This is a genomic window from Pseudarthrobacter sp. alpha12b, from assembly GCF_054130495.1.
In genome coordinates this window covers 3,915,236-3,941,035 of sequence record NZ_CP196746.1, presented here as the reverse complement: position 1 = coordinate 3,941,035, position 25,800 = coordinate 3,915,236, and the positions used below count along the sequence as shown (strand labels likewise).

The 25,800-nt window shown below is 66.2% G+C and carries 27 protein-coding genes; 8 read left to right on the top strand and 19 right to left on the bottom strand.

Going from position 1 to position 25,800, the window contains the following annotated elements:
- Positions 1 to 100: 100 nt before the first annotated feature.
- Positions 101 to 421 (top strand): hypothetical protein, encoded by a 321-nt coding sequence (locus ACTAQI_RS18225; protein WP_457947728.1) that lies wholly within the window; start codon positions 101 to 103, stop codon positions 419 to 421.
- Here ACTAQI_RS18225 and ACTAQI_RS18220 read toward each other — a convergent pair.
- Positions 406 to 1,158, bottom strand: a complete 753-nt coding sequence (locus ACTAQI_RS18220) for a GAF and ANTAR domain-containing protein (protein ID WP_457947727.1) — start codon at positions 1,156 to 1,158, stop codon at positions 406 to 408. The genes ACTAQI_RS18225 and ACTAQI_RS18220 overlap by 16 nt on opposite strands.
- Before the next feature lie 103 nt (positions 1,159 to 1,261).
- On the opposite strand from ACTAQI_RS18220, the gene ACTAQI_RS18215 reads away from it, so the two are divergent.
- Positions 1,262 to 2,806: a carboxylesterase/lipase family protein gene (locus tag ACTAQI_RS18215; protein ID WP_457947725.1), complete on the top strand. Its 1,545-nt coding sequence runs from the start codon at positions 1,262 to 1,264 to the stop codon at positions 2,804 to 2,806.
- On the opposite strand, the gene ACTAQI_RS18210 is transcribed toward ACTAQI_RS18215, so the two are convergent.
- The 5 genes from ACTAQI_RS18210 to ACTAQI_RS18190 all read right to left on the bottom strand — a co-directional run bounded on the left by ACTAQI_RS18210 (position 2,784) and on the right by ACTAQI_RS18190 (position 7,301).
- The gene (locus tag ACTAQI_RS18210) at positions 2,784 to 3,224 is read right to left on the bottom strand and encodes an SRPBCC family protein (protein ID WP_457947724.1); all 441 of its coding nucleotides are present in this window, start codon (positions 3,222 to 3,224) and stop codon (positions 2,784 to 2,786) included. The genes ACTAQI_RS18215 and ACTAQI_RS18210 overlap by 23 nt on opposite strands.
- An 83-nt stretch (positions 3,225 to 3,307) precedes the next feature.
- Positions 3,308 to 3,808 carry an RpiB/LacA/LacB family sugar-phosphate isomerase gene (locus ACTAQI_RS18205; RefSeq protein ID WP_457947723.1) on the bottom strand — a complete coding sequence of 167 codons (501 nt, stop codon included), beginning with the start codon at positions 3,806 to 3,808 and terminating at the stop codon, positions 3,308 to 3,310.
- A complete protein-coding gene (locus ACTAQI_RS18200) occupies positions 3,808 to 5,559 on the bottom strand; it encodes a dihydroxyacetone kinase family protein (protein ID WP_457947721.1) in 1,752 nt (583 codons plus the stop codon). The genes ACTAQI_RS18205 and ACTAQI_RS18200 overlap by 1 nt, the downstream gene beginning before the upstream one ends.
- Positions 5,560 to 5,611: 52 nt before the next feature.
- The gene (locus ACTAQI_RS18195; RefSeq protein WP_457947720.1) at positions 5,612 to 6,385 is read right to left on the bottom strand and encodes an SDR family NAD(P)-dependent oxidoreductase; all 774 of its coding nucleotides are present in this window, start codon (positions 6,383 to 6,385) and stop codon (positions 5,612 to 5,614) included.
- A 91-nt stretch (positions 6,386 to 6,476) separates the two neighbouring features.
- Complete coding sequence (locus ACTAQI_RS18190) at positions 6,477 to 7,301, bottom strand: sugar phosphate isomerase/epimerase family protein (protein ID WP_457951106.1); 825 nt, start codon at positions 7,299 to 7,301, stop codon at positions 6,477 to 6,479.
- A 186-nt stretch (positions 7,302 to 7,487) separates the two neighbouring features.
- On the opposite strand from ACTAQI_RS18190, the gene ACTAQI_RS18185 reads away from it, so the two are divergent.
- From ACTAQI_RS18185 to ACTAQI_RS18165, 5 genes are all read left to right on the top strand, one after another.
- On the top strand, positions 7,488 to 8,825 hold the full coding sequence (locus tag ACTAQI_RS18185; RefSeq protein ID WP_457947719.1) for an MFS transporter: 1,338 nt from the start codon (positions 7,488 to 7,490) through the stop codon (positions 8,823 to 8,825).
- 36 nt (positions 8,826 to 8,861) lie between these two features.
- Positions 8,862 to 9,773: a transketolase gene (locus ACTAQI_RS18180; protein ID WP_457947717.1), complete on the top strand. Its 912-nt coding sequence runs from the start codon at positions 8,862 to 8,864 to the stop codon at positions 9,771 to 9,773.
- The gene (locus ACTAQI_RS18175; RefSeq protein ID WP_457947716.1) at positions 9,770 to 10,789 is read left to right on the top strand and encodes a transketolase family protein; all 1,020 of its coding nucleotides are present in this window, start codon (positions 9,770 to 9,772) and stop codon (positions 10,787 to 10,789) included. Before ACTAQI_RS18180 ends, ACTAQI_RS18175 begins: the two co-directional genes overlap by 4 nt.
- Positions 10,790 to 10,907: 118 nt before the next feature.
- On the top strand, positions 10,908 to 11,567 hold the full coding sequence (locus ACTAQI_RS18170; RefSeq protein WP_457951105.1) for a GntR family transcriptional regulator: 660 nt from the start codon (positions 10,908 to 10,910) through the stop codon (positions 11,565 to 11,567).
- Between the two features lie 90 nt (positions 11,568 to 11,657).
- On the top strand, positions 11,658 to 12,107 hold the full coding sequence (locus ACTAQI_RS18165) for a DapH/DapD/GlmU-related protein (protein ID WP_457947714.1): 450 nt from the start codon (positions 11,658 to 11,660) through the stop codon (positions 12,105 to 12,107).
- Here ACTAQI_RS18165 and ACTAQI_RS18160 read toward each other — a convergent pair.
- Positions 12,104 to 13,192: a LacI family DNA-binding transcriptional regulator gene (locus tag ACTAQI_RS18160; protein WP_457947713.1), complete on the bottom strand. Its 1,089-nt coding sequence runs from the start codon at positions 13,190 to 13,192 to the stop codon at positions 12,104 to 12,106. The genes ACTAQI_RS18165 and ACTAQI_RS18160 overlap by 4 nt on opposite strands.
- A gap of 165 nt (positions 13,193 to 13,357) precedes the next feature.
- Between ACTAQI_RS18160 and ACTAQI_RS18155 the strand changes: the two genes are divergently transcribed.
- Positions 13,358 to 15,283, top strand: a complete 1,926-nt coding sequence (locus ACTAQI_RS18155; protein WP_457947712.1) for an adenylyl cyclase — start codon at positions 13,358 to 13,360, stop codon at positions 15,281 to 15,283.
- Between the two features lie 60 nt (positions 15,284 to 15,343).
- Here ACTAQI_RS18155 and ACTAQI_RS18150 read toward each other — a convergent pair whose 3' ends face one another.
- From ACTAQI_RS18150 to arfA, 12 genes are all read right to left on the bottom strand, one after another.
- The gene (locus ACTAQI_RS18150) at positions 15,344 to 16,381 is read right to left on the bottom strand and encodes a HoxN/HupN/NixA family nickel/cobalt transporter (RefSeq protein ID WP_457947710.1); all 1,038 of its coding nucleotides are present in this window, start codon (positions 16,379 to 16,381) and stop codon (positions 15,344 to 15,346) included.
- A complete protein-coding gene (locus ACTAQI_RS18145) occupies positions 16,381 to 17,214 on the bottom strand; it encodes an urease accessory protein UreD (RefSeq protein ID WP_457947709.1) in 834 nt (277 codons plus the stop codon). The genes ACTAQI_RS18150 and ACTAQI_RS18145 overlap by 1 nt, the downstream gene beginning before the upstream one ends.
- A gap of 131 nt (positions 17,215 to 17,345) precedes the next feature.
- Positions 17,346 to 17,960 carry an urease accessory protein UreG gene (ureG, locus tag ACTAQI_RS18140; protein ID WP_457947708.1) on the bottom strand — a complete coding sequence of 205 codons (615 nt, stop codon included), beginning with the start codon at positions 17,958 to 17,960 and terminating at the stop codon, positions 17,346 to 17,348.
- Positions 17,961 to 17,986: 26 nt separating this feature from the next.
- The gene (locus ACTAQI_RS18135; protein WP_457947707.1) at positions 17,987 to 18,652 is read right to left on the bottom strand and encodes an urease accessory protein UreF; all 666 of its coding nucleotides are present in this window, start codon (positions 18,650 to 18,652) and stop codon (positions 17,987 to 17,989) included.
- Between the two features lie 150 nt (positions 18,653 to 18,802).
- Positions 18,803 to 19,288, bottom strand: coding sequence for an urease accessory protein UreE (gene ureE / locus ACTAQI_RS18130; RefSeq protein ID WP_457947706.1), 486 nt, complete (start codon positions 19,286 to 19,288; stop codon positions 18,803 to 18,805).
- 17 nt (positions 19,289 to 19,305) lie between these two features.
- A complete protein-coding gene (ureC, locus tag ACTAQI_RS18125; RefSeq protein WP_457947705.1) occupies positions 19,306 to 21,036 on the bottom strand; it encodes an urease subunit alpha in 1,731 nt (576 codons plus the stop codon).
- Entirely contained in the window at positions 21,033 to 21,386 is a 354-nt protein-coding gene (locus tag ACTAQI_RS18120; RefSeq protein ID WP_457947704.1) for an urease subunit beta, read from the bottom strand. Before ACTAQI_RS18120 ends, ureC begins: the two co-directional genes overlap by 4 nt.
- An 11-nt stretch (positions 21,387 to 21,397) precedes the next feature.
- Positions 21,398 to 21,700 (bottom strand): urease subunit gamma, encoded by a 303-nt coding sequence (locus tag ACTAQI_RS18115; RefSeq protein ID WP_457947703.1) that lies wholly within the window; start codon positions 21,698 to 21,700, stop codon positions 21,398 to 21,400.
- A 95-nt stretch (positions 21,701 to 21,795) separates the two neighbouring features.
- Positions 21,796 to 22,353, bottom strand: coding sequence for a cysteine hydrolase family protein (locus ACTAQI_RS18110; RefSeq protein WP_457947701.1), 558 nt, complete (start codon positions 22,351 to 22,353; stop codon positions 21,796 to 21,798).
- Between the two features lie 62 nt (positions 22,354 to 22,415).
- The gene (locus tag ACTAQI_RS18105) at positions 22,416 to 23,420 is read right to left on the bottom strand and encodes a LacI family DNA-binding transcriptional regulator (RefSeq protein WP_457947700.1); all 1,005 of its coding nucleotides are present in this window, start codon (positions 23,418 to 23,420) and stop codon (positions 22,416 to 22,418) included.
- On the bottom strand, positions 23,420 to 24,007 hold the full coding sequence (locus tag ACTAQI_RS18100) for an HhH-GPD-type base excision DNA repair protein (protein WP_457947698.1): 588 nt from the start codon (positions 24,005 to 24,007) through the stop codon (positions 23,420 to 23,422). The genes ACTAQI_RS18105 and ACTAQI_RS18100 overlap by 1 nt, the downstream gene beginning before the upstream one ends.
- Positions 24,008 to 24,065: 58 nt before the next feature.
- The gene (gene arfA, locus ACTAQI_RS18095; protein WP_457947697.1) at positions 24,066 to 25,592 is read right to left on the bottom strand and encodes an arabinosylfuranosidase ArfA; all 1,527 of its coding nucleotides are present in this window, start codon (positions 25,590 to 25,592) and stop codon (positions 24,066 to 24,068) included.
- Positions 25,593 to 25,800 lie beyond the last annotated feature (208 nt).

Below are 25,800 nucleotides of genomic sequence, written 5' to 3'. Positions count from 1 at the left end.
CATTCTCGCAGCAAAAAGATTTTGTCTATTCTTTCCCATCCACCTGGCGGCCCGTTCCGAACACCACGTGTACGAGTGCAACCAAGGCTAGGACGGGACGATGGATGCCGTTGACCAGCAGGCCCTGACCGGCGCTGTCATCAAGGAGCACCGGCTGGATCTGGCACAGCTGTGGCTGGAGTTCGTTGGGCTGGGCGGCGACGCCTCGGAACAACTCATCCGGGACTACTGCGCGGGCGAGGCCACTCTTTCAGCAAAGGAACGTGATGCATTGGCCCAGGCTGTCAATGAACATTGCGCAGCGGAAGGCCTGCCGCTCCGGGCTCCCCTCAGCACCTCTGCCCTTTTCCTCCGGCAGCCGGAACGGCATGACCCGGAGCGGAAGGACCCGGAGCGGAGGGATCCCTACTCATCGAAGTAGGTGAAGGTTTCCGCTGCGCCGGCAACTGATGCGACAACTGCCGCCGCAACGTCCCGGAGTTTAATGTTCCGGGTGCTGGATGCATCCCGCAGCAGCTTGAAGGCGGCAGCCTGGCTGCAGCGGTTCTGCGCCATGATGGCCCCGGTGGCCAGGTCAATCACGGTGCGCGTCTGCATCGCCGCGTTCATGCCGTCCTTGGTCTCTTCCAGCTTCAGCATCCGCAGGGCAAGTGTAAGGCCCTTTGAAGCCTGCCGGACGAACGCCTCCGCGGCGTTGATACCGTTGCTGCCGAAGGCGAGAGGATGCGAACAGTAGAACGTGAGCACGCCCTGCGAGTCCCCCTCCAGCGATGCGGGGATGCTCAGCACCGAGCGGAAACCCCGGCCCTGGACAGCGTGCACGTATTCCGGCCAGCGATCTTCCCGCCGCAGGTCCGCAACCAGCACCGTCTTTGCTGTCCGCATGGCCGTGATGCCCGGACCATCGCCCAGCTTGGACTCCAGCCCGGAAATGACGTGAGCGCTGGAATTGCTGCCAGCCCTCGCCGCGGGCTTTTTGGGCCGCAGCACCACAATGTCACAGGCGCATTCGTGCCCCTGCCCGCCGAGCCGGGCCGCCGCGTAGGCCGCCAAATCCTGGAGAAATGCCTCAACCTCGGGGTTCTGCAGGAATGACTCCTGGATATGCAGTGCAACGTCTGCAAAATCCTGGTCTTCAGGGACGCCGGCGTTGAGCACGCGTCTTACCTCCCGGACATTAGTTAAAAGCCACACCTTTGTGGCCGCTCACTGCCGAACGGTGATGCCAGCCTACCTGCGCGCGTGTCGTAACCTGTCAACCATGACGTGCCTCTCCACCCCGGGCGGATCCGTCCGCGGCAGCTCCCTGGAGACTGACGGGACCACCATCCAGCGGTTCCTTGGCATCCCGTACGCCGGACCGACGTCGGGACTCAACCGTTTCCGGCCGTCTGTCCCGGCGTTGCCCTGGACGGGCGTCCTCGACTGCACTGCACCCGGACCCGCAGCACCCCAGAACCCGGAAAACCCCGCGCCGCCGGGCGCCAAGCCGCGCATCTGGAGCGAGGATGCCTGCCTGAACCTGAACATCTGGAGCCCGGCTTCGGATGGCCCGGCCAGGCCGGTGATGGTATGGATCCATGGCGGCGCCTACCTTTCGGGTGCCAACAGTGACGGCATGTACGACGGCGCCAGGCTCGCCGCAGCGGCGGGCGCGGTGCTGGTGTCCATCAATTACCGCCTGGGCGCCCTGGGCTTCCTGCACCTGGCTGACCTGCTGGGTCCCGGGTACGGCGACTCGTCAAACCTTGCCCTGCTGGACCAGCTTGAGGCCCTCCGCTGGGTCCGGCGCAACATCGGCGCCTTCGGCGGGGACCCGGACAACGTGACTGTCTTCGGGGAGTCCGCAGGCGCTGCAGCGATCGGCACCCTGCTGGGCATGCCGGCGTCGGAAGGGCTCTTCCACCGGGCCATCATGCAAAGCGGCACCGCGGAACGGTACCGCCGGCCGGAGGACTCGGCGCGAATCACCGCGCTGTTCCTGGAGCTGTGCGGTCTGGAGGAATCCTCTGCAAACCACCTGCTGACCCTTCCGGTGGAACGGCTGCTTGAGGCCCAGGCCGCCCTGGAACGGCGGGTAGCCGCGGAATCCTTCGCGGTTCCGCTGCCGTTCCAGCCCACGGTGGGGACACCGTCCCTGCCGGTGCCGCCGCTGGACAGCGTCCGCAGCGGGGTTAATGCCTGCGTTGACCTGCTGATCGGAACCAACCTGAATGAGGGCTCGTTCGCGGTGGAAATGCGTCCGCCAACACCCGGTGATCCGGACTATCCGGACCGCGCCGCGGCGGTACTGACAGGGGCCGGGATCCCGGCAGCACAGGCACCGGGCTACACGGAGGCACTCGCCCACGTCCTGTCCCGGGAGCCCACCGGCAAGGAACTCCTGGAGGCCGCCATCGCCGATTCCGTGTACCGCCAGCCCAGCAACCGGCTGCTGGCGGCCCGCCAGGCGGCTGCCGGCGGAAGAAACTTCGCCTACCTGTTCACCTGGCGCAGCCCGGCCATGGGCGGGAAACTCGGAGCCTGCCATGCCCTGGACATCCCCTTCGTCTTCCGGCACCTGGCCGCACCGGAAGCGGCATTCCTCACGCGGGGCAAGGCGCCCCAGTCGCTCAGCGATGCCACGAGCGGGGCGTGGGCAGCCTTCGCCCACACGGGAACACCTGGCACGGCGACCCTTGCATGGCCAGAGTACGGAGCGCAGCACCAAACCATGGTGCTCGACGACGGCCCCCGGGTGGAAGCCGACCCCCGGCGTGAGATCAGGGAGTTTTTCGAAGCCGTCAGGCCGCTGCCAGCGCGTTGAGGGTATCGCGGATCCCGTTAAGCGCAGGGTCACGCAGGGAATTGAAGGCAGGTTTCAGGAGCGGCTGGATGATCCTGGCGGGTCCTTTGATGCTGAACTCCGCCGTGTACTTCACCACCGAACCGGTCCCGTTGAGGCTGACGTCGATGGAATCGTAGGAGGTGACGGTTTTGTTCTCGCCCCGCAGCTTGATGTGGTTGTCCGTCAGCTCGATCACCTCATAGACCAGGGTCTGCCGCTTCCCCCGGAATTCGGACTCGGCATGGTACTTGTGCCCTACAGCCACCGGCCCCGGGGTGGTTTTGTCCATGACGGGGGTGTTGGGGTCCCACTTGGGGGTGTTCTCGAACTGGCTCATGAAGGCAAAAGCCTTCTCGGCGGACAGGTTGGTCTCCACGCTTCCAGCGACTGTGATCATCACCCCAGTCTAGGAGTACCCCGGCGCCGGGCGGCAGCTATTTGCAGCGCGGTTTTCGCGCCAGCGGGGCTCAAGCTATCCTCCTAAACCGGCTGGCAACCCTCGAAGTCCGTGAGGACCTTCACCTTGCCGGCAGAGGCCGACGACGGATCGAACGTGTAGCCGATCCATTCCTTGGCCAGGCGCCGGGCGAGTTCGATGCCCACCACGCGCTGGCCCATGGTGAGCACCTGGCAGTCATTGGACAGGATGGAACGCTCCACGGAGAAGGAGTCGTGCGCGGCGGTGGCGCGAATGCCTTCCACCTTGTTCGCGGCGATCGCCACGCCGATTCCGGTGCCGCAGAAGAGAATGGCGCGGTCGGCGGCGCCGTCCCGGATCATCTCCCCGGCCGTGATGCCGACGTACGGGTAGGGCCTGGTGAAGTCGTCCGGGGCGTCATTTCGGTTGACCCCAATGTCGATGACCTCGCTGACGCGCGGATCCTGCTGCAGGTCTGCCAGGATCTTGTCCTTGTAGTCGACGCCGGCTTCATCTGCGCCGACAATGAGCCGCAGCCCCATCGTTTGTCCTTCCGTCGCCATTACTTTGCTCCCGCCGGCGCAACGGCGGCTGTGCTGGTGGTGGTGAAGTGCGGCCCCATCACGGCGAAGACCATCGCCAGGGAGGTGGCACCGGGGTCCGCCGTGCCCAGGCTCCTTTCGGCAAGCGGGCGGGCCCGGCCCTTGAGGGGAAGGAGGTCCGCGGTGGCTTCCGCCGCGGCGGCCGCCTCACGTGCGGCCTCCTGCCATGCCCGGTCCGGGTCCACGCCGTAACCCACAGCGCGGCTGAAGGCGGTGGCAAAGGGCAGCAGGGCGTCCACCATGGTCTTATCGCCAATTTCGGCCTTGCCGAGCTGGACGATCCGGTCGGCGAACGCTGTCACTGCTGCCGCCAGTGCACTGGGTGCGGGGGCCGAGGAGTTTCCCAGCGTCTCGCCAAAGGCACGCAGTCCTGCTCCCCAGAGGACGCCGGAGGTTCCACCGGCTTTGTCCGCCCAGGCGTCACCCGCGGCAGCGAGCACGTCACCGGCGCCGGCGCCTCTCCCCAACGCGTCCGCCGCTGCTGCAGCGGCGGCGTCAACGCCGCGCACCATGCCACGGCCGTGGTCGCCGTCGCCGGCAATGGCGTCCATCCGCCCAAGCCGTTCCTCGGCGTCGTGCAGTGATGTGCGGGCGGCTTCGATTGCCTCAAGGCAGGCGGCAGCGTACCCGCGGGAGGCGTCGGTGGCGATGAACGCCGTAGCGGCGGCATCGCCGTCGGGCGCTTCCTCGGCGCCCAGGGCGCCGCCTTCCCTGGCTGCGTTGCCGCGGCGGTAGGCGGGAGTTTCCGCCGGCGCCGTCCACAGCGGTTCCAGTTCCTCATCAAGCCAGGTAACGGTCAGCGAGACGCCGGCCATGTCCAGGCTGGTGACCAGCTCGCCCACCTCCGGCATGACCAGCGTGTAGCCGGAGGCGCGCAGCAGCGGCGCCACGGTGCCCCAGAGCACGAACAGTTCCTCATGCTTGGTGGAGCCGAGCCCATTGAGGATGGCGGCGATCCGCTTGCCGGCGTTGGGCGGCGTTTCGGCGAGCACCCGGGCCACCAGTTCCTGGCCCAGGTCCCTGGCCGACGGCAGGTAGGTGTCGTGCAGGCCGGGCTCGCCGTGGATGCCGAGGCCCAGCCCCATCTGTCCGTCGGGAAGGGTGAACAGCGGCGAGTCGGCGCCGGGGAACGTGCAGCCGGCGAACGCGCTGCCGATGGTGCGGGTCAGGTCATTGGCCTTGCGGCCCAGGCGGACCACCTCGGCCAGATCCGCGCCGTTCTCGGCAGCCGCGCCCATCACCTTGAAGACGGTGAAGTCACCGGCGATCCCACGGCGCTTTTCGGATTCCGACGGCGGGGCGCTGGCGATGTCGTCCGTCACCAGGACGTTCTCCACGGCGATGCCCTCGGCGGCCAGCCGCTCGCTGGCCATACCGAAGTTCATCACGTCGCCCGCGTAGTTGCCGTAGGTGAAGATCACGCCGGCGCCGGATTCGGCCGCCTTGGCCACCGAATACGCCTGCTGCGCGGACGGCGAGGTGAAGATGTTGCCCACCACCGCACCGTCGGCGAAGCCGCTTCCAATCAATCCGGCGAAGGCCGGGTAGTGGCCGGAGCCGCCGCCGGCCAGGACGGCCACCTTGGGCTGTGCCGGCCGATAGCGGCGGACGGCGCCGCCGGGAACCTGCCGGACCAGGTCCGAGTGGACGTCGCAGAAACCGGCGAGGGCTTCCTCGGCGAACTCTGAGGGGTCGTTGAAGATTTTGGTCATGGTGGTTCTCCGGCGTCCGGGTGCTGTCAGTGCTGGGTGTTGTCAGTGGCTGCTAGTGGATGTGGCTGCCGCCGTTGATGTCGATGGTGGTGCCGGTGAGGTAGGCGGAGTCCTCGGAGGACAGGAAAGCGATCACGGAGGCCACTTCCTCCGTGGTGGCGTTGCGGCCCAGCGGGATGCCGGCGTTGATGGCGGCCTCCTGCTCTTCGGTGCTGCCCACGCGGATGTTGGTGTCCACGGCACCCGGGGTGATGGCGTTGACCGTGACGCCGGTGGTGCCGAGCTCGCGCGCAAGGGCCTTGGTGAAGCCCAGGATGGCTGCCTTGGCGGCGGAGTAGGGGACCTTGCCGAACACGCCGCCGCCGCGCTGGGCGGACACGGAGGACATGTTCACAATGCGGCCCCAGCCGTTCTCGATCATGTCCGGCAGGAAGGCCTTGGTCACCAGGTAGGTGCCGGTGGCGTTGACGTCCATCACCTTGTGCCACAGCTCAAGGGTGGTTTCCAGGAACGGAACCGGGGAGGTGATGCCGGCGATGTTGGCAAGGGCGCCCACGGGCGGGAGGTTGCCCGCGGCCACCTCGGCGGCGACGGCGGCTTGGGCGGCGGCCACGGACGCTTCGTTGGCGACGTCGATCTCGTGGCCGAAGGCGGGAACGTTGAATTCGTTGCCGATTTCAGCTGCAACCTTGGCGGACTTCTCGCCGTCGAGGTCCAGGATGACGATGCCCCAGCCGTCACGGGCGTAGCGGCGGGCGGTGGTGATGCCGATGCCGCGGTCCGAGGTTGCTCCGGTGAGGACTGCGGTGCGCTGGATGGTGGTCATGATGGTGCTCCTTGAATTGTTTGGGTGGATCGATTGCTCCGTATGTGCCGTTATGAGGGGCCATAACGGCGTTTACGGAGCAATCGATGGTTCAAATGAGGTCGGTGATGAAGCTTGCCGCCTTGGCGGCAGCGGCCGGGCGTTCGTCGTGGGTGACGTCCCGGGTTTCCAGTTCGAGCGAGAAGTGGCCGGTGTAGCCGTCGGCGGCGAGCCGCTTGAGCCCACCGGCAAAGTCGGCGCTGCCGTTGCCGATGCTGAGGTTGATGTTTCCCGGCACGGCGTCGCGCAGGTGGACGTGGCTGATGCGGCCGCGGTGCCGGTCCAGGTAGTCGTGGACGTTTTCGCCGGCCGCGGTGATGTGGCTGAAGTCCATGACGATTCCGACGCCGGAACCGGCCAGGCGGTCGGCCAGGAGTCCCGCGCGCTCCAGGTTCCAGCAGAACCGCAGGAAGTGCAGGGATTCGGTCCAGAGTTCGACGCCGGACTCGGCCGCCCGCCGGCCGGCTCCAATGAGCTGGGCGGCAATGAGGTCCAGGTCTTCCCCGACGCTCCGGACCGGGGTGTGATCCAGGGCACCGCACGGAAGGACGAGCGCCTTGGCGCCGCAGTTGGCGGTGAGGGTAAGCAGGGCGTCCAGGTGACGTTGCCTGGCGGCTTCGCCCTCGGCGTCGAGCACAGCGTTGAGGTCGCCGATGTCGCCGTTCACGGACCGGACCCGGAGGCCCGAGGCGAGAACTTCCGCGGATACGGCGTCCACAGCTGCCTCAGTGAGTTCGTACGGAACGTGATCGCAGACGCCGGGAAGCGCGCCCAGGTCGATCTCCTCGAAGCCCAGCCCCTTCATGGTGCGCAGGGCGTTGCCCAGGTCCTGGTGCCGGAAGCTGATGGATGAGCACCCAAGTCTGGAGTGGAACATCATTGATCCTTTGGTTCGTGCCGGGCGGTAGTGATGGGAACCACACTACGGACGTTAACTGTCAACAGTCAACTCTAAAAGTCGACTGTTGACAGTAGAAATGATCTGGGTCACACTGGATTCCATCAATTGTTAACAGTCGACAGCGGCGGACCTCCTTCGGCCGCTTTTCGAAAGGGAACCACCATGAGCAAAGATGCTCTGACCATGCGCGGCCCGGTCCACGGCACCAAGGACGCCCGGCGAGTTGCCATCGGATCCGGCGTGGGGGCCGTGATTGAGACGTATGACTTCATCGGCTTCGGCACCGCTGCCGCACTGTACTTCGGCACCGCATTCTTCCCCGGGAGCGATCCCGTTACCGGCACCCTCGCCTCCTTCGCCACCCTCGGCGTCGGCTTCGCCGCCCGTCCCCTGGGCGGAATCATCGGCGGCCACCTCGGTGACAAAGTGGGCCGCAAGCCCGTCCTGGTCGCCTCCCTGATCCTGATGGGCCTGGCCACCTTCGCCATCGGCCTGCTCCCCACCTACGCCGCGGTGGGACTGCTGGCCCCCGCACTGCTGGTCTTCGTCCGCATCGTCCAGGGCCTGGCCTTCGGCGCTGAATGGGGCGGTGCCATCCTGATGAGCTACGAGCACGCCCCCTGGAAATCCAAGGGCAAGTACACCGGAATCGTCCAGGCCGGCTTCCCCGTGGGCCTGCTGCTGGCCAACCTGACCTTCCTGGCGAGCACCAGCCTCGGAGGTGAACTGGCGTGGCGCATCCCGTTCCTGGCCAGCATCCTGCTGGTCATCGTAGGCCTCATCATCCGCTCCAAGGTCCCGGAGTCCCCCGTCTTCGATGAGGTCAAGGACAGCGGCACCATCGTCAAGGCCCCCATCGTCGAGGTCATCAAGACGGACTGGCGCAACATCGTCAAGGGCATCGGCCTCCGCATCGCCGAAACCGCAGGCTACGCCGTCTCCATCACCTACATGATCTCCTACCTCAACAGCCAGCACCTGGCGGACAAGACCCAGACCCTCGTCGCCCTCTGCATCGCATCGGCCATCGGCATCTTCGCCACCCAGGCCTGGGCCGCACTGACGGACCGCATCGGCCGCCGCCCTCTTTATGTCTGGTCCACTGCCTTTGCCGCCCTGTTCGCCATCCCGATGTTCCTGCTGGTCAACACCGGCCTGTTCATCGCCATCATCCTCACCATCGTGATCTCCTACGCGGTCTGCCAGAACTCCCTGGCCGGCGCCCAGGGTGCATGGTTCCCCGAGCTCTTCCAGGCCAAGACCCGCGCCTCCGGCGCCAGCCTGGCGTACCAGATCTCCGCCATGGTGTCCGGCTTCACGCCGTTCATCACCACCCTGCTGTTCGTCAGCTTCGGCTGGATGGGCCCGGCGCTGCTCTTCGGCGCCTACGCCCTGATCGGGCTCTGGGCCGCCATCGCCACCCGGGAAACCTGGGGCAAGCGGGAGCGCGAGCTGGCCGATGAAGCCACCAAAAGCACCCCCAACACCGTCAACGCCTGAATGACCAGCACGTACCAAACGAACACGGAGCCAGTAATGCCTACAGATACCGTCCAGGACGCCGCCCCGCAGGGAGGACTACTGCAGACTGCGGTGACCCCGGACCGGGTGGACAAGATCAGCGCCGCCGCGTACCGGATCCGGCACCACGCCCTGAACATGGGCGAGGTCCAGGGGCAGGGATACGTGGGCCAGGCGCTGGGTGCCGCGGACATGCTTGCCACCGTCTACGGGGACCAGCTGACCTTCCGCGCCGAGGACCCGCATTGGGAGGGCCGCGACCGGTTCCTCCTCTCCACCGGCCACTACGCGATCGGCCACTACGCGGCCTTGGCCGAGGCCGGCATCGTCCCCGTCGAGGAGCTGGGAACATACGGCTCCGACGATTCGCGGCTGCCGATGTCCGGCATGTCCACCTACACGCCCGGCATGGAAATCTCCGGCGGTTCGCTGGGGCACGGCCTGACCATCGCCGTCGGCATGGCCCTGGGCCTGCGCTACCAGGGCTCAAGTGCCCGGGTATTCAACTTCCTCTCCGACGGTGAGCTGGACGAGGGCTCCACCTGGGAGGCCGCCATGGGCGCGCACCACCACCAGCTGGGCAACCTCACAGCCATGGTGGACATCAATGCCCTGCAGGCGGACGGCAAGACGGACACCGTGCTGCGCACCGAGCCGGTCACCGAAAAGTGGGAATCGTTCGGCTGGTACACCCAGCGCGTGGACGGGAACGACGTCGCCGCGCTGCTCGCGGCGTTCGACAACGCAGCCGCCCAGGCCGCCGCCGTCGGGCGTCCTTCCGTGATCCTGTGCGACACCAAGGTGGGCCGCGGCGTCCCGCTGCTGGAGGACCGCGAAAAGGCGCACTTCATGCGCATCGAAGAAGACGAATGGCAGGTCTGCCGCGAGCAGCTTACCGCCGGCTATGAAGGAAAGGCTTCAGCATGAGCACCGCCACCGAGGCTCCCGACACCACAACAGCGGCCAAGCCGAAGCTGAAGACCTCGGCGATGATCGCATCGTTCGCCGACCCCGGCCAGAAGACCTCCAACGCGCCGTTCGGGCACGCGCTGGTCAAAGCCGCGCAGGAGAACGACAAGATCGTGGGACTGACCGCGGACCTGGGCAAGTACACCGACATGCACATCTTCGCGCAGGCCTTCCCGGAACGGTTCTTCCAGATGGGCATGGCCGAGCAGCTGCTCTTCGGCGCCGCCGCCGGCCTGGCCGAGTCCGGCCTGGTGCCCTTCGCCTCCACCTATTCGGTGTTCGCAGCGCGCCGCGCCTACGATTTCCTCTGCCTGGACGCTGCCGAACCGAACCTGAACGTCAACATCGTGGGCGGCCTGCCCGGGCTCACCACCGGATACGGCCCCAGCCACCAGGCCACGGAGGACATGGCCATCTTCCGCGGCATGCCCAACCTGACCATCGTTGACCCCTGCGACTCGATTGACATCGAGCAGGCGGTGCCGCAGCTGGCCGCTTCCGAGGGCCCCACGTACCTGCGCCTGCTGCGCGGCAACGTGCCCACCGTCCTGGACGAGTACGGCTACACGTTCGAGCTCGGCAAGGCCAAGGTCCTGCGCGGCGGCAACGACGTGGTGTTCATCTCCTCCGGGCTGATGACCATGCGGGCCCTGCAGGCAGCCAAGGCACTGGAGGCACACAACGTGGACGTCGCCGTCGTGCACACCCCCACCATCAAGCCGTTCGACGCCGAAACCGTCCTCAAGGAGCTCAACACGGACCGCCTGGCCGTCACCCTGGAAAACCACTCCGTGGTGGGCGGCCTGTTCGAAACCGTCGCGTCCGCCGTCGTCACCGCGGGCCTGGGCAAGCGCGTGGTGCCCGTGGCACTGCCGGACCAGTTCCTGGACGCCGGTGCACTGCCCACCCTGCACGACCGCTACGGCCTGGCCGTGGACCGCATCGTGGCCAAGGTCCTCGCCGAACTCGGCTAGGAAAACCAGACATGCAGAAAGCACGGCACCGGTCCCGGCCAGTGCCGTGCTTTCTGCCGTACCATCGAAATTACTCCCGACTGTAAACAGTCGACTTATGACATTGAGGACAGAAGCCATGGCCGGACTGACCGCCCCGCTGCTGGGACTGGAAAAGAAAAGCCTGCGCGAGCAGGCGCTCTCGGCGCTCAGGACCGCCATCACCAGCGGGGAACTGGAACCCGGCCGGCACCTGGTGGAGACCGAGCTGTCCGAGATGCTGCAGATCAGCCGCGGAACGCTGCGCGAGGCGCTGCGCCAGCTGGAGCAGGAAGGCCTGCTGTCCGCCGGGCCGCGCGGCCGCCTCTCAGTTCGGCACCTGGACGAGAAGGAAATCCGGGACATTTACGCCGTCCGGGCCGCCCTGGAATCGCTGGCAGCCCGGACCCTGTGCGAGCTGCCGGACCGGCAGCAGGTCACCGAGTCCCTGCACAGGGCCATCGACGCCATGACGGAGGCCACGAACGGAAGCCTGGAGGAGCGGATCGAATCCGACCTCGAATTCCACCGCACCCTCTGCCGCCTCACCGGCAACGAGACCCTCCTCCATTCCTGGGAATCGCTGGAAGGCTCCATCCGGATGTCCATCATGTTCGCGGGCCTGGAAAAGGGCGTCAGCAACATGAGCGTGGACCGGCACAAGGACATCGTGGCCGCGATCGACACAGCCGACGCCGCACTGGCGCGGAAGACCATCCTGGAACACATGGACAGCGCAGCCGCCAACCTGGTGGCGTAAGTCCTTCCGGGTCCCGTTCGGGAATCTCAACGCCCTTCCGCCCGTTAACTTACTGCGCGGTAAATAACCGCGGCGTTAACGAGGGATGGTATGACCGCAAAGTTTGTGTCAGTTGAGGACGACGCCGGGAAGGTCACCCGGTATGCCCGCCACGACAACGGCGGCGGGCTCATCGCCCCCGGAGCCAGCGTGGCGGACAGCGCCAGGATCGGCCCCATGACCTACGTGGAGCACGGCGCGCAGGTGGGTTCAGGCTGCCGGATAGGTCACGGCAGCTGGATCGACCGGGGCGCCGTCATCGGTGACCGGACGGTGATTGGCGACGGCGTGCGCATTGGCCGGGGTACGGTCATCGGCAACCGCGTGCACATAGGCAGCCACTCGCGGATTGGCTCAAGCGTCCTGATTGAGCACGGCGTCCACCTGGAAACGGACAGCACGGTGCCTGACGGCAGCGAGGTCCTTGCCGGGATGCACTCCCGCCTGGCACCGGCAAGGCACCGCCCGCACCGCAAAACCAGGGGCGGGATGGCCGCCTAGGCCCCGGCTGAAACTCCGGCGGGTCCTGGGGCGGCTTTGGAAGTGCTTCCGCGCACCACCAGTTCCGCCCGATAAATGACGGGCTCCCAGGCCTCGCCGGGGTTGCCAATGGCGCTGACCAGCAGCTTTCCGGCCGCAGCCGCGATGTCCGCCACGGGATGGGCCACGGTGGTGAGTCCCAGGCCGTTTGCCGCCTGGATGGGGTGGTTGTCGAAGCCCACCACCGCCACGTCACCCGGCACCTGCCGCCCGCTTCCGCGAAGAGTGTCCACCACGCCGAGCGCCATGAGGTCTGATGCGGCGAATATCCCGTCCACGTCAGGCGACGTGGCCAGCAGTTGGGCCGCAGCATCGGCACCTCCCGGCGTCGTGAAGTCCCCGTGGATGACCGGTCCGGGCTCAAGGCCGGCTTCCCTGAGTCCCTGCAGCCATCCTTCCAGGCGGTCGACGGCGGCCGTCATGTCGGTGGGGCCGGCGACAGTTGCGGGCCGGGTGCAGCCGATGCCCGCCAGGTGCCGTGCCGCCAGCCGTCCGCCCTCGAAATTGTTCAGGTCCACGTAGGGAATCCCCGATGCCGTGTTCCACGGCCTGCCGATGAAGACGGTCGGCAGCCCGGTGGCACCCAGGGTCTCCACCCAGTCGTCAGCGCGGTGGTGGGACACCACGATCGCACCGTCGACATGGCCACCGCGCAGGTAGCGGATGGTCCGTGCCGAGTCGTCCCCTGCCCGGGACATCAGCAGCACCAACTGGAGGTCGGTATCGCGGAGTGCATCATTGACTCCCGTGATCACTGCGGCGAAATACGGGTCCATCATGACCCGGGCGTCAGGCTCAGGGATCACCAGCGCCACCGAACCCGTGCGCCGGGTGACCAAACTTCGTGCAGCACGGTTGGGCGTGTAGCCCAATTCCGCGATCGCGGCGTCCACGGCAGCCTGGGCCTGCGGGCTCACCTTGGACCCGCCGTTGATGGCACGGGATGCGGTGGAGCGTGACACCCCGGCGGCCGATGCGAGGTCCTCCAGCGTGGGACTGGGCCGTCCTGCCCCTGACGGGGCCGGACGGCTGGAGTTTGCGTTCATTACACCGACAATACGACACGCCCCTCGACGTGGGAGCGCTCCCGCGAACTCTTGCCGGTGCCTGAACGCGATGTTACGCTTCCCGACGGGAGCGCTCCCACCACTCGACCCGGCTGCCCGTGCAGCTGTCACGGTCGTCCAGCCCCACCACTGACAGGACCAGCAATGCCGCTAGCCCCACGCCCTGATACGCCCCGATCCGTCCCCGCACAGCGGCGGCGTCGCGCCGGCAGCACTGCCGCCGGAATTGCCCTTCTTATTGGGCTTTTCGCCGCCGGCGGCACCGCTCAAGCCCAGGCCTCGCCGCCGGCCCTGAACCCGGTACAAGCTCCCGCGCAGGCCATCCCGGCACCAGCACAGGCGGCACAACACCCCTTTGGATCCAACACCTACGTCTTCGACCCCAGCATGCCGGTAGCCCAAATCCAGTCCACGGTGGACGCCATTGCGGCACAGCAGGTGGACGACGAAATGGGGACCAAGCGCTACTCCCTGCTGTTCAAGCCCGGCACCTACGGCACCCCCGAAGAGCCGCTGATTGTCCAGGTGGGCTATTCCACGGAAGTCGCCGGACTGGGTGCTGCACCCACCGACGTCACCATCAATGGGCACGTGGACGTCTACAACCGCTGCCTGGCCGCGGACAACTGCATCGCGCTGAACAACTTCTGGCGCTCCCTTTCCAACCTCACCATCAACGTCACGGGACTGGAGGGCTGCCGCAGTTCGGCCAACTTCTGGGCAGCTTCGCAGGCTTCCCCCATGCGCCGGGTCAACATCACCGGCGGCAATCTTTCCCTCATGGATTACTGCACGGCCGGTCCGCAGTACGCGAGCGGCGGTTTCATCGCGGATTCAAAGACGGGTGCCGTCATCAACGGATCACAGCAGCAGTACCTGGTCCGCAACAGCAGCATCGGAAGCTGGTCCAATGGGGTCTGGAACCAGGTGTTCTCCGGCGTGAACGGTGCACCCGCCGACTCCTTCCCGAACCCGCCGTACACGACCCTGAACAGCACCCCCACCAGCCGGGAGAAGCCGTATCTGACAGTGGATCCGGCCGGCCAGTACAGCGTGTTCGTGCCCGCCGTCCGCCAGGACTCTGCCGGGACCACGTGGGAAAACGGTCCTACCCAAGGCCGGGGCATCCCCTTGGCCGACTTCTACATCGCCACTCCCAACGATTCAGTGCAGGCCATCAACTCCCAGCTGGCCCGTGGAAAGAACCTGCTCCTTACCCCGGGGGTCTATGACGTTGACCAGAGCATCGAGGTGAAGCGGGCAGGGACCGTGGTCCTGGGACTCGGGATGGCAACACTTTCCGCCGTCAACGGATCAGTTCCCCTGACAGTCGCGGATGTCCCCGGGGTGGACATCGCCGCCGTCACGGTGGATGCGGGCGATGTGAATTCACCTGCCCTTATGCGCATCGGCAAGGACCATAAGGGTGCCGGTGGCGGCCCCGCCAACTCGGCCGTCCGCAGCGATCCCGCAAACCCCACCACGCTCCACGACGTGTTCTTCCGTATTGGCGGCCCGCACGTGGGCAAGGCCTCGGTCAGCCTGGAAGTCAACAGCGACAACGTCCTCCTGGACCACATCTGGGCCTGGCGCGCTGATCACGGCAACGGGGTGGGATGGACCACCAACACCGGCAGGAATGGCGTGATCGTCAACGGCAACAATGTCACCGCCACGGGCCTGTTCGTGGAGCACTACCAGGAGTACAACGTCATCTGGAACGGTGAAGACGGCAAAACCGTCTTTTTCCAGAATGAACTGCCCTACGATGCTCCCAACCAGGCAGCCTGGCAGCACGACGGGGTCCTGGGCCGGGCCGGCTACAAGGTCGCAGACTCCGTCACGTCCCATGAACTCTGGGGCGGCGGCAGCTACGTTTACACCAATATGGACCCCACCATCCACGCGAACAGGGGCTTTGAGGTGCCGGTAACGCCAGGTGTGAAACTGCACAGCCTGCTGACGGTGAACCTCGGCGCGGGCACGCTGGATCACGTCATCAACGACACGGGCGCGCCGGTATCAACCGACGCCGTCGGGGTGCCCAGCTACGTGGCCGATTTCGGCTAACGAGTCGTTCAGGACCACCGCGAGGCGCGGTGCAGGCAGTCAAGCCCGCACCGCGCCACGTTACTTGTTTCGGGATTTATTAACCGTCAGCGCAGCCCCGCCCCACACCGCGAGCAGGAGTGCCACCAGCAACAGCCCGGCGTCGCCCAGGTCAATCGCAGCAAGCCACGCAGTCAGGGGGTCGTCCAGCGGGAACGCCGCATGGAGGAACCCGCCCAGCGTGATGGCGGCGATGAACAAGGCAGAGACCGCCGAAATGCCCGTGACCAAAACGTTGAAGCCGAGCTTCCGCTGCGGGTCATCCAGCGCCGAGCGGTACATCCGCATCATCGCCAGGCCATTCAGCGAATCGCACAGCGTCATCGCGGCAGCGAAGGCCACTGGCAGCGCGAGCAAGGCCATGGGCGGCGCCCCGGCCAGCGAGGCCGCCGTCGTCATCATCAGCAGCCCGATGGTGGTGGCGGTATCGAACCCCAGCCCAAACAGGAAGCCAATCACGTAGATGTTCCGGGGCCGGCGCACCCTGGCGAGGGGCTTGGCCAGGAGCCGCGCCACCAGCCCCTGTGGTTCCAGGTCGCTGGCATTGACCACGGCGCCGCGCCGGGAGCGCCGGTAAGCCTGGGCCGAGCGGGCGAAGGCGGAGCCGTTGAACAGGCCCATGGCCAGCAGGAACAGTCCGGACACGCCGCTGCCGATCAGACCCAGGATCAAATTCCCGGCAGACCCGTCCTGCATCAGTCCGCCCACCATGGATGCACCGGCGATCACCAGCACGCCGGCCAGGGTCATCACGGAGCTGTGTCCCAGGCTGAAGGCGAACCCGACGCTCACCGGATGCTGCCGCTGTGCCACGAACTTCCGGGTGGAGTTATCGATTGCCGCCAGGTGGTCCCAGTCGTAGCTGTGCTTCACGCCGGCCAGGTAGGCGGTGAGGACCAGTCCCCAGGTCAGCGGCTGCCCACGGACGTTGACGGTTCCGGCGAGCAGAAGGACGACGGCGGCGGCATGGAGCGCGGCCACCGCACCGAAAGTGAACAGCACCCGGGTCCGGAGCGGCAATGCGTCCCGGTCGCGGTAGAGGCCGACGATGCTGGTCATCAGTGCTTCCTCAGGTCCAGCGGGCCCTGGCCGTACCAGCGGTCGCGCAGGAAGTTTGTGCAGGACCGGAGCAGGCGGTTCAGCTCGTCCGTGCTGTTGGAGAGGCTCCGCAGCACCAGCCCGGTAGTCCCGGACACGGTGCGGGTCAGTGAAATGCCGGTCAGTGCGTCACGTCCGGCCGCGAGCCGGTGCAGTTCGTCGGCGAGCTCCTGGTCCGCCCGTGCATCCACCACCAGGAGCGAGCCCACGTGGCTGTAGCCCTCCATGAACCCGAGCCCGGTGACGTCGTGGAGCGGCGGCCGGATCAGCAGGTTGTCCAGCGCCAGCAGTTGCAGATCACCCGTTCCATCGTCCAGCCGGATGTCGTTCCGCAGCCTGACTTCCTCATACCGGAAGGCGGCGCCGTCGGGCGACCAGCCCGGGGTCACCACCTCCGCCATGACAAGGCTCGACGACGGCCGCAGGGTCACGGAGGTCCGTTGCCGGTAGCTGGCCTCCCGGTAGGCAATGAGCTGGTCAGGCATAAGCTCCAGCCGTGCCCCCTCCCCCAGCCGCACAGTCATCCGCTGCTCAGCAAAAGACCCGGGAGTCCGATAAACCTTCGTAGCGGATTGGGTAGTCAGCAGGAGGTCAGCTCCGTCCCCCACCTCCACATCCACCAGGAAGAGATCCGCACCAAGATAAGCCCCACCAGGATTAACGACGACATAACAAACCTGCCCGGAGTCATCGAGGTAATGCGGCCGCAAAACCCTCAAAGCCCCCCGATGGTACTGGTGCGCCGCAAAGGACCGCTGCCCACGTACGGCGACCACAAGCTCAAGCTCGCCCATTGCGGGCCGATCAGCGGACGCGGGTGGAAGGGGCCGCGGCGTGGCGGGCACCGCGAAGCGGGCACGGCCCCTTCCACCCGCGGGCGCAGGCCCTGGTGAGCCAAGCGCTGAACCCAAGGCCGCCGTCGTACTCATGCCAAATCAAGCATCAGGACGTCGTGGCGGATCCAATCGATGACTTTGTCGAGCCCTTCGTCGGTTTTGAGGTTGGTGAAACAGAACGGCTTAGACCCGCGGAACTCTTTGGAATCCCGTTCCATGACGGCGAGGTCCGCCCCGACGTGGGGTGCGAGGTCGGTTTTGTTGATGATGAAGAGGTCGGACTTGATCATGCCCTGGCCGGCTTTGCGGGGAATTTTCTCGCCTTGGGCCACGTCGATGATGTAAATGGAGAAGTCCACGAGTTCGGGGCTGAAGGTGGCAGAGAGGTTGTCACCGCCGGATTCGACAAAGATGACCTGCAGGTCAGGGTGCCGGGTTTTGAGTTCTTCGATGGCGGCGGTGTTCATGGAGGTGTCTTCACGGATGGCGGTGTGCGGACAGCCGCCGGTTTCGACGCCGATGATCCGGTCCACGGGGAGGATGCCGTTGGCGGCAAGGATTTTGGCGTCCTCGATGGTGTAGATGTCGTTGGTGATGGCGGCCATGGAGATGTCGCCGCTCATGTGCCGGGTGAGCCGCTCCACGAGCTGAGTTTTGCCGGCGCCGACGGGCCCGCCGATGCCGATTTTGATGGGTTCAGTCATGGTTTCCTCCTAGGTCACGAGCACGGTCAGCTCATGAACATCCGGGCACGTTGGCGTTCGTGCCGCATTTGTGAAATTTCCAGCCCGGGGCTGACGGCCCCAAGGTCGTCCGTCGTGAGGCGGGCGATCGCGTCGATGGCGGCAGCGACGTCGTCGTGTGCTCTCCGCAGCACCCGCTGCCCTGCGTTCTGGCCCAAGGGAATAGCGCGGACGGCGTTCTGCGTCAGGGTGGTGACGGTAGCGAAAAGGTAGGCGGCCAGGGCTTCCTGCTGGGGCACGCCCAGGGAGCGGGCGACGACGGCGAACGCCAGCGGCTGGTGCCCGGCGGCAAGGCCGTCACTCACCAGGTCCCGGTACAGTTCCAGCGCAGGCGAGGGAAACACCTCAGCCCCAATCTCGAGCAGGCGGGCCCCCATCTTGAGGCTTGCCTCCCGAACCTGCCGAGGCAAAAGCGAAGCAGACAAGAGAACATCCAACTCCCCCAGCTCCCCACCCTCAAAAAGAAGCCGAATGGCCAGCCCGTCAGAGTAAGTCAGCGACTGCGAGATGAAAGCACCGAGCCAGATTCCGAAAGACTCTTCATCAAAAACGAGCTCCCGATCGAGGTAAGTCTCGAACCCAAGTGAGTGCGCGAAGGCCCCAGTAGGAAGCGCAGAGTCAGTGAGCTGCTGAAGAGCAAGCTGGTAACTCATAACCGCGCTCCCAAGGCGACGTACGCGCCCAATCCGGCGGAGGCGGGTGATAGGGGCCGCGGCGTGGCGGGCACCGCGAAGCGGGCACGGCCCCTATCACCCGCCGAAGCCCCCGCGCCTTCCCCAGCCGCACCCAAGGTGCCGCTGGTACTAGTGACTGTGTTCAGCATGGCGGAAAGGTACAGGCATGACGCGTTCCTGGCGGGTGTAAGGCACTGAGTTGTGACGGAGGTAGTCCTCGACGGTGTGGTCGTAGGCGCACACCATGACGTCGGCTTGGTATTCCGATGAAGCGTCGAAGAATTGTGCCTGAAGGTGCCGGTTGCCGAGGGAGTGTGCGGTGACGCCCATTTCGGAGATGGTGCGGGGGGCGATGACCAGGACGTCGGTGGGGAGCACGGACACCACGATCATGTTGGTCTCTTCCACGTGGAGGATGTCGCCGTCGCGGAGGTCGCCGGAGCCGGCGGGGAGGCGGATGCCGATTTCCTTGCCGTGGTCCGTGGTGGCGCGCTGGATGCGTTTGACCAGCTGGGCACTGGGGAGCACCACTTTTTCCCGGTGGAGGCCGGCGTAGGCGGCGAGGTCGGTGTCCGGCAGGTCGTGCAGGTTGCCCAGGACTTTGTCGATGATCATGTGGGTCTTTCGAGGTTCTAGAAGAGGAAGTAGCGCTGCGCCATGGGGAGCACGTCGGACGGCTCGCACGTGACGTCCTCCCCGTCGACGGTCACTTGGTAGGTTTCCGGGTCCACCTGGATGTCAGGGGTGGCGTCGTTGTACTTGAGGTCCGCTTTGGTGAGGGTTCGGATGCCGGAGACGGGCCGGATGAGCTTTTCCAGGCCCAATTCCTGGGGCACGCCGGCGTCGATCGCTGCCTGGGACAGGAAGGTGATGGAGGACTGCTGCATGGCCTTGCCGAACGTGGCGAACATGGGCCGCATGGTACGTGGCTGCGGCGTGGGAATGGAGCCGTTGGAGTCCCCCATCAGTGCGTAGGCGATCTGGCCGCCCTTGAGCACCAGCTCCGGTTTGACGCCAAAGAAGGCAGGGTCCCAGAGGACCAGGTCGGCGAACTTGCCCACCTCCACAGATCCGACGGAGTCTGCGATGCCCTGGGCGATGGCCGGGTTGATCGTGTACTTGGCCACGTAGCGCTTGAGTCGGAAGTTGTCGCTGCCCGCACTGCCGTGAGCCCCGCCGTCGGACTCCTCCAACGTCCCGCGCTGTTTCTTCATCTTGTCCGCCACCTGCCAGGTCCTGGTGATGACCTCGCCCACCCGGCCCATCGCCTGCGAGTCGGAGGAGGTGATGGAGAAGATGCCCAGGTCCTGCAGGACGTCCTCGGCGGCGATGGTTTCGGCGCGGATGCGGGAATCGGCGAAGGCCACGTCCTCAGGAATCTCCGGGTTGAGGTGGTGGCAGACCATCAGCATGTCCAGATGCTCTTCGATGGTGTTGCGCGTATAGGGCAGCGTGGGGTTGGTGGAGGCGGGCAGGACGTTGGGCATGCCGGCGATCTTGATGATGTCCGGTGCGTGCCCGCCGCCGGCGCCTTCGGTGTGGAAGGTGTGGATAACTCGGCCGTTGATGGCGCGGATGGTGTCCTCCACGAACCCGCACTCGTTCAGAGTGTCCGTGTGGATGGCCACCTGGACGTCGTACTCGTCCGCCACCTTGAGCGAGGTGTCGATGGAGGAGGTGGTGGATCCCCAGTCCTCGTGGACTTTGAGCCCGATGGCGCCGGCGCGGATCTGCTCGGCCAGGGGTTCGACGGCGGATGCGTGGCCTTTGCCGAACAGGCCGATGTTCATGGGGAACCCCTCAGCGGCCTGCAGCATCCGCTGGATGTGCCACTTTCCGGGGGTCACCGTGGTGGCCTTGGTGCCTTCGGCGGGGCCGGTGCCGCCGCCGATCATCGTGGTCACGCCGCTGGCAAGCGCCGTGGGGACCTGGTCCGGGGAGATGAAGTGGATGTGGGTGTCGATGCCGCCGGCGGTGAGGATTTTCCGCTCGCCGGCGATGATTTCGGTGCTGGCTCCGATGACGATGTCCACGCCGTCGGTGATCTGCGGGTTGCCGGCTTTGCCGATCCTGAAGATGTGGCCGTCCCGCAGAGCGACGTCCGCTTTGTAGATGCCGGTGTAGTCCAGGATGACGGCGTTGGTGATCACGGTGTCCGGGATGTCCTCGTCGCGGGTGGCCTGGCCGTTCTGCCCCATGCCGTCGCGGATTACCTTGCCGCCGCCAAATACCACTTCCTCGCCATAGACGGTGAGGTCCTTCTCGATCTCGAGGAAGAGCTCGGTGTCCGCCAGGCGGATTTTGTCCCCGGCGGTGGGGCCGTAGAGGTCAGCGTACTGCCGGCGTGGAATCTCGAAACTCACTTGCCGTCCCTTTCCGCAAGAGACCCGACCGGGCGGGTGCCGCCGTCGAGCTTTCCGTTCACCGCGTTGCTGAGCCCGAAAACCTCGCGTCGCCCGGCCAGTTCGATCAGCCGCACGCTGCGGGAGTCGCCCGGCTCAAACCGGGCAGCTGTTCCCGCCGGAATGTCCAGGCGCCGGCCGTAAGCGGCGTCCCGGTCGAACGCCAGCGCCGCGTTGGCCTCGGCAAAGTGGAAGTGGGAGCCCACCTGGACAGGCCGGTCGCCGGTGTTGGTGACGGCCACCTCGACTGCCTCCCTGCCCGCATTCGCGGTCACGGGCTCCGCCCGGAGGACGTATTCGCCTGGAATCATTGCCGTGCTCCTTAGCGGATGGGGTTGTGGACGGTGACCAGCTTGGTGCCGTCCGGGAAAGTGGCCTCGATCTGGACGTCGTGGATCATCTCCGGCACGCCTTCCATCACGTCCTCACGGGTGAGCAGGGTGGTGCCGTAGCTCATGAGGTCGGCCACGGTCCTGCCGTCCCTGGCGCCCTCGATCAGTTCATAGCTGATGATGGCCACGGCCTCGGGGTAGTTGAGCTTGAGGCCGCGGGACTGCCTTCGGCGGGCAAGGTCGGCGGCCACCACGATCAGGAGCTTTTCCTGTTCACGCGGCATCAGATGCATGGGGTTCCCTTCGACGGCCTGCGGCGTGCTGCCAGCGTAAGCGCGTCACGTTTCCGCCAGGTTTCAGGAGTATCAGCGAACGCTGTGTGACGGGCTTACTTTGCCTTGTTGAGCCGGGCCAGGATCTCGTCACTGGACTGGATGGGCTGGCGGTAGGTGGTGGAGAGGACACGCAGCATGTCGGCAGCGTCCTGGTCGGCCTCGGAAGCCATCGCGTCTTTGGCGTAGGTGACCCGGATGTTGTGCGCGAACGCGTCCGCGGCGGTCTGGGCGATGCAGTTGTGGGTGGAGACGCCGGCGAGCACTACTTCCCCGGCGCCCCAGTTCCGCAGCCGGGCCAGCAGGTTGGTGCCCACGAACGCGCTGTCCCTTGTCTTGTTCAGCTGGGGCAGGTCCTCCCTGAGGAGGCCCGATACCGACTGCGCCTGCCTGCTGCCGCGGAAAATGAAGCCCTGGTCGTCGTCGAGCATGCTGAGGGTCCAGGTGGATTTGTCCCGCTCGTGTTCAGTGCCTACCAGGAGCGCCGGGTGTCCGGCGGCTTTGAACCCCTCCAGCAGCCGGTTGCACTCACGGACCACCCGCTCCTGCTGGGCGGCCAGTTCGGGGGTTTCGAAGAATGCGTTCTGCATGTCGATGACCAGGAGGGCAATCATGTGGGCACCTTTCCTCGTTGAGCCGGTGAGGGAAAGTTACCCGCCGGCAGGGCCCCGAAACCCTAGGGCGCGGACTCCCTCACCCTCAACTCGAACCCGGCTTCCACGTGCACGCCCTGCTCCGACGGCTCGCGGCCGGCGATCCGGTCCAGCAACAGGCTGATGGAGCGCTCCGCGATCTCATCCATGCCAGGCGAGACAGTAGTCAGGGAAGGGGACGCGAACCGCGCTTCGTCGATGTCGTCGAAGCCTGCCACCGCAACGTCCTGCGGCACCTTGACGCCGCGGATCAGCAGCTCGTGCATGGCCCCGAGCGCCAGTACGTCATTCAGCCCGAAGACGGCATCGAACTGCACGCCCGTTTCCACGAGCCCGGCGACGGCGGCAGCACCCGTGTCGCGGCGCCATTCGGCGGGTGCCACGAGTGCGGGGTCGAAGGGGACGCCTGCCTCCTTCAGCGCGTTCCGGTACCCGTTCAGGCGCAGGCCGGCGCTGCCGGAGGACTCCCCGGCGTTGGCTCCGATGACGGCAATACGACGGCGGCCGCCGGCCAGCAGGTGCGCCGTAAGCGCAGCCGCGGCTTCCTCGTTCTTCATGGTGACCAGGTCGAAACGGGGATCCATGATGTGCTCGCCGAGCATCACCATCGGTTTGTTGCCCGCCCGCGCGGCAATGGCATCCGCATCCACCACCAGGGGCGTGAACAGCAGGCCGTCGGTGAGCTGGCGGAAGGTCCCCTGGAGGGCGCCAAGTTCAACGGAGGCTTCGGCGTCGGACTGCTCCACCAGCACCCGGTAGCCGTGGCGGGCCGCGGCCTTCATGAGCTTGGACGCCAGCTCGGCATAGTAGGGGGCGGAGAGGTCAGACAAGACCAGGCCCAGCATGGACGTCTTGCCGGAGCGCAGGCTGCGGGCGGTCAGGTTGGCTTCGTAGCCCAGCTCCGCGATGGCATCCTGCACCCGCTGTTTAGTGGCGGGGCGGATGAATTCATAGTCGTTCAGGACGTTGGAAACGGTCTTGAGGGAGACGCCTGCCGCCCTCGCGACATCGTTCATGGTGACTGCCATTAACGTTCTTTTCCTGCCTTTGCCGCCGCTTTGGCAGCCTGCTTGCTGGCCCGCACCTTGGCCAGGGATTCCGGGTCCACGATGTCTGCCACAGACAGGTAGGCGCCGTCCTCACCGTAGTGGCCGGCGGCTTCACGCCACCCCGGAGCGTGAAGGCCACGCTGCTTGCCCAGCAGGGCCAGGAAGATTTTGGCCTTTTGCTCCCCGAAACCGGGCAGCGCCTTGAGCCGGCGCAGCACCTCGGCGCCGTCCGGTGAGCCCTTGGTCCAGATGGCGGCGGTGTCACCGTTCCATTCGTTCTGGACGGCCTCCGCGAGCGCCTGCACCCGTGCAGCCATGGAGCCCGGGAAGCGGTGGACGGCAGGCCGTTCCTTGAACACCTCCACGAACGCCGCGGGATCGTGGGCGGCAATCGCCTCGGGCTTCAACGACCCGATCCGCGTCCGGATCTTCTCCGGCCCGGCGAAGGCAGATTCCATCGTCACCTGCTGGTCCAGCAGCATGCCCGTCAGGAGGGCGAAGTCGTCCTCACTCAACAACTTGTCCGCGGCGGGATCGCCCGTGATGTGCAGTTCCATGCCGTCCATCCTCCCACCTGCGGGCCGCCGTCGTCATAAGGACTCCCCCGCCCTCCTGCGCCGCGGGTCAGGACTCCACGGCCAGCCGGATCATGGACCAGGAAACGGCCGGAAGCTCCGCGCTGAGCCGGCCGCCGTCCGCCGTTACCGTGCCGTTTTCCGACGGCAGGACGGAGGTGGAATCATCGGCGCTGGCCTGCCAGTAGGGGTCCTTGTTGGCGTAGGTCACCGCCTCCACCACACGGACGTTGCCCAGGCCGGCCACGGCGGCATCAAGCGTGAGCGCCTGGTCGGCGGAGCGGTTCACCGCGAACACCACGGCCTCGCCCTTGTCCGCGTCATAGGTTGCGACGGCGGACAGTGCGGCGAAGTCGGCGGTCTTGCCGCCCCTGACCAGCGGGGATTCGACGGCGAGCTGCAGCACTGTGCCGGAGGCGTGCCGGGACGTCAGGGCGAAGGGGTGGAAGGTGGTCTGCTTCCAGGCGCGGCCGCCGGGCTCGGTCATGATGGGCGCGATGACGTTCACCAGCTGCGCCAGGCTTGCCGAGTGGACGCGGTCCGTGTTGCGGAGCAGCGTGACCAGGAGGTCCCCCACCACCACGGCGTCCGCCACCGTGTAGGTGTCCTCCAGCAGAACGGGTGCCACCGGCCAGTCCTTGCCGGTGGGCACCTTGGATTCGTCGCGGCTCATGTGCCAGACGTTCCATTCGTCGAAGGAGATGTTCACCTGCTTGCTGGACTTCTTTACTGACTTCACGTGGTCGATGTGGCTCACAATGTCGCGGATAAAGGCTTCCATCTTGTGGCCGGCGGCCAGGTGCTCCTGCAGGTCGCCGAAGTCCTCGAAGTACTGGTGCGCGGAAATCAGGTCCACCAGCTCGTAGGTTTCGGAAAGGACAACACGCTCCCACTCACCGAAGGTGTCCATGGTGGGCCCGGAGCTGCCGCACGCCACCAGCTCCAGGTCGGGCTCGATCATGCGCATGCCGCGGGCGGTGTCCGCTGCCAGCCGGCCGTATTCCAGCGCGTTCTTGTGGCCGATCTGCCAGGGTCCGTCCATTTCGTTGCCCAGGCACCACATCTTGATGCCGTATCCGCTGCCGGCCCCGTTGGCCCGCCGCTGCTCGGAGAGGGCGGTCCCGCCGTCGATGTTGCAGTACTCCACGAGGTCAAGTGCCTCCTGGACGCCGCGGGTGCCCAGGTTCACGGCCATCATGGGTTCTACGCCGGCCTTGGCGGACCACTTGGCAAACTCGTCCACGCCCACCGTGTTGGGGTCAGTTGAATGCCAGGCCAGATCCAGGCGGACGGGACGCCGGTCCGCCGGCCCCACGCCGTCCTCCCAGCGGTAGCCGGAGACAAAGTTGCCGCCGGGGTAGCGGACGGTGGAAACGCCCAGCTCGCGGGTGAGTTCCAGGACGTCCTTGCGGAAGCCGTCCTCGTCGGCGTCCGGGTGCTCCGGTTCAAAGATCCCGGTGTACACGCACCGGCCAAGGTGCTCCACAAAGGCGCCAAACGTACGACGGCGGACGGGGCCCACGGTGAAGGATGGATCGACGGTGATTTTTGCTGCGGCGGGTTGTGGCTGGGTCACGAAAATATCCTCGGGTTAGTTTTTACAACGTTATAGAAGAACATTGTTTGCTGCACCGCCTCGCGAGTCAAGTGTTTGGCCTCCCATCCCGCACACGGGTTCCAGTGCGGAGCCGGGGAGCCGAAGGCAGGCCCACCTGCGGCGACGCCGCGAACGCCGCCGGGTCCGGATCGTCCAAGTACTACCTAATCGAAAAGACAGGTACCAG

Coding starts and splice junctions, on each gene's coding strand:
- ACTAQI_RS18180 (WP_457947717.1), top strand. CDS start 8,862: ATGCCTACAGATACCGTCCAGGACGCCGCCCCGCAGGGAGGACTACTG.
- ACTAQI_RS18225 (WP_457947728.1), top strand. CDS start 101: ATGGATGCCGTTGACCAGCAGGCCCTGACCGGCGCTGTCATCAAGGAG.
- ACTAQI_RS18215 (WP_457947725.1), top strand. CDS start 1,262: ATGACGTGCCTCTCCACCCCGGGCGGATCCGTCCGCGGCAGCTCCCTG.
- ACTAQI_RS18100 (WP_457947698.1), bottom strand. CDS start 24,007: ATGGACGGCATGGAACTGCACATCACGGGCGATCCCGCCGCGGACAAG.
- ACTAQI_RS18150 (WP_457947710.1), bottom strand. CDS start 16,381: ATGACCAGCATCGTCGGCCTCTACCGCGACCGGGACGCATTGCCGCTC.
- ureE (WP_457947706.1), bottom strand. CDS start 19,288: ATGATCATCGACAAAGTCCTGGGCAACCTGCACGACCTGCCGGACACC.
- ACTAQI_RS18185 (WP_457947719.1), top strand. CDS start 7,488: ATGAGCAAAGATGCTCTGACCATGCGCGGCCCGGTCCACGGCACCAAG.
- ACTAQI_RS18205 (WP_457947723.1), bottom strand. CDS start 3,808: ATGGCGACGGAAGGACAAACGATGGGGCTGCGGCTCATTGTCGGCGCA.
- ACTAQI_RS18120 (WP_457947704.1), bottom strand. CDS start 21,386: ATGATTCCAGGCGAATACGTCCTCCGGGCGGAGCCCGTGACCGCGAAT.
- ACTAQI_RS18135 (WP_457947707.1), bottom strand. CDS start 18,652: ATGAGTTACCAGCTTGCTCTTCAGCAGCTCACTGACTCTGCGCTTCCT.
- ACTAQI_RS18175 (WP_457947716.1), top strand. CDS start 9,770: ATGAGCACCGCCACCGAGGCTCCCGACACCACAACAGCGGCCAAGCCG.
- ACTAQI_RS18195 (WP_457947720.1), bottom strand. CDS start 6,385: ATGACCACCATCCAGCGCACCGCAGTCCTCACCGGAGCAACCTCGGAC.
- ACTAQI_RS18105 (WP_457947700.1), bottom strand. CDS start 23,420: ATGGCAGTCACCATGAACGATGTCGCGAGGGCGGCAGGCGTCTCCCTC.
- ACTAQI_RS18210 (WP_457947724.1), bottom strand. CDS start 3,224: ATGATCACAGTCGCTGGAAGCGTGGAGACCAACCTGTCCGCCGAGAAG.
- ACTAQI_RS18165 (WP_457947714.1), top strand. CDS start 11,658: ATGACCGCAAAGTTTGTGTCAGTTGAGGACGACGCCGGGAAGGTCACC.
- ACTAQI_RS18200 (WP_457947721.1), bottom strand. CDS start 5,559: ATGACCAAAATCTTCAACGACCCCTCAGAGTTCGCCGAGGAAGCCCTC.
- ACTAQI_RS18155 (WP_457947712.1), top strand. CDS start 13,358: ATGCCGCTAGCCCCACGCCCTGATACGCCCCGATCCGTCCCCGCACAG.
- ACTAQI_RS18115 (WP_457947703.1), bottom strand. CDS start 21,700: ATGCATCTGATGCCGCGTGAACAGGAAAAGCTCCTGATCGTGGTGGCC.
- ureG (WP_457947708.1), bottom strand. CDS start 17,960: ATGACTGAACCCATCAAAATCGGCATCGGCGGGCCCGTCGGCGCCGGC.
- ACTAQI_RS18160 (WP_457947713.1), bottom strand. CDS start 13,192: ATGAACGCAAACTCCAGCCGTCCGGCCCCGTCAGGGGCAGGACGGCCC.
- ACTAQI_RS18110 (WP_457947701.1), bottom strand. CDS start 22,353: ATGATTGCCCTCCTGGTCATCGACATGCAGAACGCATTCTTCGAAACC.
- ACTAQI_RS18190 (WP_457951106.1), bottom strand. CDS start 7,301: ATGTTCCACTCCAGACTTGGGTGCTCATCCATCAGCTTCCGGCACCAG.
- ACTAQI_RS18145 (WP_457947709.1), bottom strand. CDS start 17,214: ATGGGCGAGCTTGAGCTTGTGGTCGCCGTACGTGGGCAGCGGTCCTTT.
- ACTAQI_RS18170 (WP_457951105.1), top strand. CDS start 10,908: ATGGCCGGACTGACCGCCCCGCTGCTGGGACTGGAAAAGAAAAGCCTG.